This window comes from Actinomyces sp. 565 (genome assembly GCF_010365615.1).
In the GTDB taxonomy this organism is placed as follows: domain Bacteria; phylum Actinomycetota; class Actinomycetes; order Actinomycetales; family Actinomycetaceae; genus Actinomyces.
The window spans coordinates 1-4469 of the sequence record NZ_PIZD01000028.1; the positions used below are offsets into that span (position 1 = coordinate 1).

Sequence of the window (4469 nt, forward strand, 5' to 3'; positions counted from 1 at the left end):
GGGCGTACAGGCGGGTGGCCAGCACCACCCGGGGGCCGGCGCCGCCCGGACGGGCGCGCAGAGCCGCGGCCGCGAGCGCTGCACCCGCGCCCGCGGCGGCCAGGGCGAGCAGACGGCGGTTCACAACTGCACCGCGCGGCCCTCGGCCGCGGAGGTGAGCACCGCCTCCACCACCCGCAGCGTGTTTACGCCCTCGGCCATGGTGACATGCTCGCTGCCCACCCCGCGCACGGCGTCGCGGAAGCGCTCCTGCTCCAGGGCCAGCGGCTCCCGCTTGGGGATCGCGTAGCGGATCACGTCGCCCTCGGAAACGCCGCGGAAGTTGGCAACCTGGTCCCACCCGGAGGTGACGGTGCCGTTGGCGTAGAACGTCAGGTCACCGGTGAGCGTGTCCGCCACGAAGGAGCCCTTCTCCCCCGTGACGATGGTGACGCGCTCCTTGAAGGGGGTCAGCCAGTTGACCACGTGGGACACGATCACGCCGCTCTCGAGCAGACCGGAGGCAACCACCATGTCCTCGTTCTCCCGCCCGGAGCGGTGGGCCACCTGCGCGCTGATGGAGACGTACGGGGAACCGGCCACCCAGGCCGTCAGGTCGACGTCGTGGGTGGCCAGGTCCTTGACCACGCCGACGTCGCTGATGCGCGCCGGGAAGGGCCCCTGGCGGCGGGTGAGGACCTGGTAGACCTGGCCCAGATCTCCGGCGTCGAGCCGCTCCCGCAGTGCCCGCAGGGCCGGGTTGCAGCGCTCCACATAGCCGACGGCGCCCACCAGGCCACGGGAGGCGAAGGCGTCACGCACCCGCTCGCCGGCCGCCACGGAGTGGGCGATGGGTTTCTCCACCATGGTGGGCACACCCGCCTCGGCCAGCGCCAGAGCCACCTCCTCGTGGTAGACGGTGGGGACGGCCACCATGGCGGCGTCCAGGCCGGCGTCGATGAGGGCATGCACATCCGGCAGCACCGGCAGGTCCCCGGCGACGCCGAAGCGGTCGCCGCCCGGGTCCGCGACCGCGACCAGGTCCACGCCCTCGGTGGCGCGGATGACGCGGGCGTGGTGACGGCCCATGGAGCCCAGGCCGATCAGGCCCAGACGCAGCGGGGAGGCGGTGGTTGCGTTCTCGCTCATATCAGGCACCCGCCTTCACGACGGCGGCCACGGCCTGCACGATGCGGTCCAGGTCCGCCTGCGACAGTGACGGGTGCACCGGCAGAGACAGGCACTCGCGTGCGACCAGCTCAGTATTCGGCAGCTCCAGCCCGGGGGCGTAGGGGGCCAACGACTCCAGGCGGTGGTTGGGGATCGGGTAGTAGACGCCGGAGCCGACCTGCCACTCCTCGCGCAAGGCGCTCTGGACGGCGTCGCGCTCGGCCGCCGTGGCCCCCTCCAGGCGGATCGTGTACTGATGGTAGACGTGCCGGTAGCCGTCCGGGACTTGCGGGGTGAGCACGCCGGGGACGTCGGCCAGTCCGGCGTCCAGGGCGGCGGCGTTGGCGCGGCGGGTCTCGGTCCAGCCGTCGAGCTTCTTCAGCTGCACCCGGCCGACGGCGGCGGCCACGTCCGTCATGCGGTTGTTCAGTCCCACCAGCTCGTTGGCGTACTGCTTCTCCATGCCCTGGTTGCGCAGCAGGCGCACGCGGCGCGCCAGCTCCGCGTCAGAAGTGGAGACCATGCCGCCCTCCAGGGTGGTCATGTTCTTGGTCGGGTAGAAGGAGAAGGAGCCCCACGCCCCGAAGGTACCCACGGGCTTGCCGTTGATGGCGGCGCCATGCGCCTGGGCGCAGTCCTCGAAGACCGCCAGGTGGTGGCGGGCGGCGATCGCCATGATCTCTTCCATGTTCGCCGGCAGGCCGTACAGGTGCACCACCTCGATGGCGACCGTGTTGTCGGTGATGGCGGCCTCAACGGAGGCCGGGTCCAGGGTGAAGGTGACCGGGTCGATGTCGGCGAAGACGGGCTTCGCGCCGGTGATGGCCACGGAGTTGCCGGTGGCAGCGAAGGTGAAGGAGGGGACGATCACCTCCGGGACGGCGCCATCGGTCTTGAGGTCGCAGGCCAGCGTGGCCAGGTGCTGGGCGGAGGTGCCGGAGTTGACGGCGACGGCGTGGACGCCGGCAACCACCTGGGCGGAGAACTCCTCCTCGAAGGCGGCGACCTGCGGCCCCTGCACAACCATGCCGGAAGCCATGACGGCGTCAACGGCGGCGCGCTCCTCGTCCCCGATGATCGGCTTCGCAGCGGGAATGAACTCGCGTGACATCAGTGGGTGACCTCCCGGATCGTGTTTTCGGAACTGTTGGGCGCAAGTGTTTCTTCGTACAGCGCGCCGGTTGCGGGGCAGCGCCACCGGCGCGTGCCCGCGGCGGCCGGCTCGGCGTCGTTCTGGGCGGAGGGATGCCGGGCCTCGTCATCTACGGGCACGAGCGGCTCGCCGGCCCGCCCCACCCAGCCGATGCGGCGTGCGGGAACCCCGGCGACCAGCGCGTGCGCGGGCACGTCCTTGGTAACGACAGCACCGGCGGCAACGGTGGCCCAGGCGCCGATTACCACGGGGGCAACACAGACGGCGCGCGCCCCGATGGAGGCCCCCTCCTCCACGGTGACTCCCACCGGCTCCCAGTCCGAGGCTGACTTCAGGGAGCCGTCCGGGTTGACGGCACGGGGGAAGTGGTCATTGGTGAAGGTGACAGCGGGGCCGACGAACACGCCATCGGCCAGGCGCGCCGGCTCGTAGACCAGGGCGTAGTTCTGCACCTTGCAATTGCGGCCCATGCGCACGCCCTCGCCGATGTACGCGCCACGGCCCACGATGCAGCCCTCGCCGAGCACCGCGTGCTCACGCACCTGGGCCAGGTGCCAGATGGATGAGCCGTCCCCGATACTCGCCTCGGGCGAGACGTCGGCGGAAGGGGCGATCCGGGCGGGACTGGCCGGACTCATGGCGGCTCCTGACTGGTCTGGCTTCTGACGTGCGGGCGGACACCGATCCTTCGGGCGGCCCTGCGTCGCCATCCTAGGCCAAGGTTGTGCGAGAATGCGGCGGTGACATCCGCTGAAGGCTTCCAGACGCGTTCTCCCGCGCCGGTAACCGATGCCTGGCTAGTTGTGCCCCTATACAACGAGGGCCAGGTTGTGCGTGGCGTGATCGAGGAGGCGCGGCGTGTCTTCCCCCTGATCGTGGCGGTGGACGACGGCTCCCAGGACGACTCGGCCGCGCAGGCGCAGGCGGGCGGCGCCGTAGTCGTCCGGCATCCGCTGAACCTGGGCCAGGGGGCCGCCCTACAAACGGGCATCACCTACGTACTGGAGCGCACCGACGGGCGTTACGTAGTCACCTTCGACGCCGACGGCCAGCACTCGGTCCAGGACGCCGCCGCCATGGTGCAAGCCGCGAGGCAGGAGGATCTTGCCTTCGTTCTGGGATCGCGATTCCTGGGCAATGCCTCCCCCGTCGGCTGGCTCAAGCGCCTGGTACTCAAAACGGCGGCGCTTGCCGCCTCACGCACTACCGGCATGCACCTGACCGATGCGCACAACGGGCTGCGCGTGATTCGCCGCGACGCCGCCGCGCAGCTCGACCTGCGGCAGAACCGGATGGCGCACGCCTCGGAGATCATCCGCCAGCTCGGCGCGATGCGACTGCCCTGGCGGGAGTTCCCGGTACACATCGCCTACACCGACTACTCCCGCGCCAAGGGGCAGTCCCTGTGGAACTCCGTCAACATCCTGGTTGACCTGCTGTTCTCGTAGCCCCGCGCCCCTGGCGGGTCGCTGAAACTGCCATACTGGACGCCATGAGCTCCCAGATCATCATCCAGATCCTCCTGATCCTCGCGGTCGCCGCCATGGGGTGGATGATGCTGCGCTCCCCGGGCGGCGCCCGGCACCAGGCGGGGCGTCGGCTCCTGACGCTCGCCTTCGTCGTCTTTGCCATTGCCGCGATCCTGGCGCCGTCGCTGCTGACGCGGCTGGCACACCTGGTCGGGGTGGGCCGGGGCACCGACCTGCTGCTGTATGCCCTGGTGGTGGCGTTCCTGTTCCAGATCCTGTCCTCCTTCCGCCGCAATGCCGCCCGCGAGCGGCAGATCACTCGGCTGGCGCGGCGAGTGGCGCTGAATGACGCCCCACCGCCGCCCTCGCTGCCCTAAGACGCACCACACGCAACGACGTCCGTAGCGGAGCAGCCCTCGGCGAGGCTTCCCGCATCTCCGGGCTACGACACTTGGCGAGGAGGCGTCGGCAGGCGCGTTGAGCCTTGCCCACTCGAGTCGGCTCAGGAAGCCGTCCAGATCCCATCTGGCCCTTGCATCCCGTCCTGGCGAGAACCTCAGCGAGTGCGCGACACGCGCAACTCTGGCCTTAACCGGCTCTTCGTGTTTGTGGGTGTGGGGGGTTTGAGCTGGGGCTGTTGGTGTTGGTTGTGTTCGGGGCCCTGTTTGACGAGAACCGGCCCATCAGGTGGTCGAGTA

General features: G+C 70.1%; 5 protein-coding genes. 2 read left to right on the plus strand and 3 right to left on the minus strand.

What is annotated here, in order from left to right; translation table 11 throughout:
* Positions 1 to 120: 120 nt before the first annotated feature.
* From GZ997_RS05770 to GZ997_RS05780, 3 genes are read right to left on the minus strand one after another with little or no spacing between them, the layout of a single operon-like run.
* Positions 121 to 1128 (minus strand): Gfo/Idh/MocA family oxidoreductase, encoded by a 1008-nt coding sequence (locus tag GZ997_RS05770; RefSeq protein ID WP_162679206.1) that lies wholly within the window; start codon positions 1126 to 1128, stop codon positions 121 to 123.
* 1 nt (position 1129) lies between these two features.
* Positions 1130 to 2260: a DegT/DnrJ/EryC1/StrS family aminotransferase gene (locus tag GZ997_RS05775; protein WP_162679207.1), complete on the minus strand. Its 1131-nt coding sequence runs from the start codon at positions 2258 to 2260 to the stop codon at positions 1130 to 1132.
* Positions 2260 to 2940 carry an acyltransferase gene (locus GZ997_RS05780; RefSeq protein ID WP_162679208.1) on the minus strand — a complete coding sequence of 227 codons (681 nt, stop codon included), beginning with the start codon at positions 2938 to 2940 and terminating at the stop codon, positions 2260 to 2262. Before GZ997_RS05780 ends, GZ997_RS05775 begins: the two co-directional genes overlap by 1 nt.
* A gap of 102 nt (positions 2941 to 3042) precedes the next feature.
* Here GZ997_RS05780 and GZ997_RS05785 point away from each other — a divergent pair, with 102 nt between their 5' ends.
* Together GZ997_RS05785 and GZ997_RS05790 are read left to right on the plus strand one after the other, a co-directional pair.
* The gene (locus GZ997_RS05785) at positions 3043 to 3750 is read left to right on the plus strand and encodes a glycosyltransferase family 2 protein (RefSeq protein ID WP_162679209.1); all 708 of its coding nucleotides are present in this window, start codon (positions 3043 to 3045) and stop codon (positions 3748 to 3750) included.
* 44 nt (positions 3751 to 3794) lie between these two features.
* Positions 3795 to 4148, plus strand: a complete 354-nt coding sequence (locus GZ997_RS05790; RefSeq protein WP_161924600.1) for a DUF2304 domain-containing protein — start codon at positions 3795 to 3797, stop codon at positions 4146 to 4148.
* Positions 4149 to 4469 lie beyond the last annotated feature (321 nt).

What these genes read in the sequence shown, in the direction of transcription:
- GZ997_RS05770 (WP_162679206.1), bottom strand. Translation starts at nt 1,128, where the DNA reads ATGAGCGAGAACGCAACCACCGCCTCCCCGCTGCGTCTGGGCCTGATC.
- GZ997_RS05775 (WP_162679207.1), bottom strand. Translation starts at nt 2,260, where the DNA reads ATGTCACGCGAGTTCATTCCCGCTGCGAAGCCGATCATCGGGGACGAG.
- GZ997_RS05780 (WP_162679208.1), bottom strand. Translation starts at nt 2,940, where the DNA reads ATGAGTCCGGCCAGTCCCGCCCGGATCGCCCCTTCCGCCGACGTCTCG.
- GZ997_RS05790 (WP_161924600.1), top strand. Translation starts at nt 3,795, where the DNA reads ATGAGCTCCCAGATCATCATCCAGATCCTCCTGATCCTCGCGGTCGCC.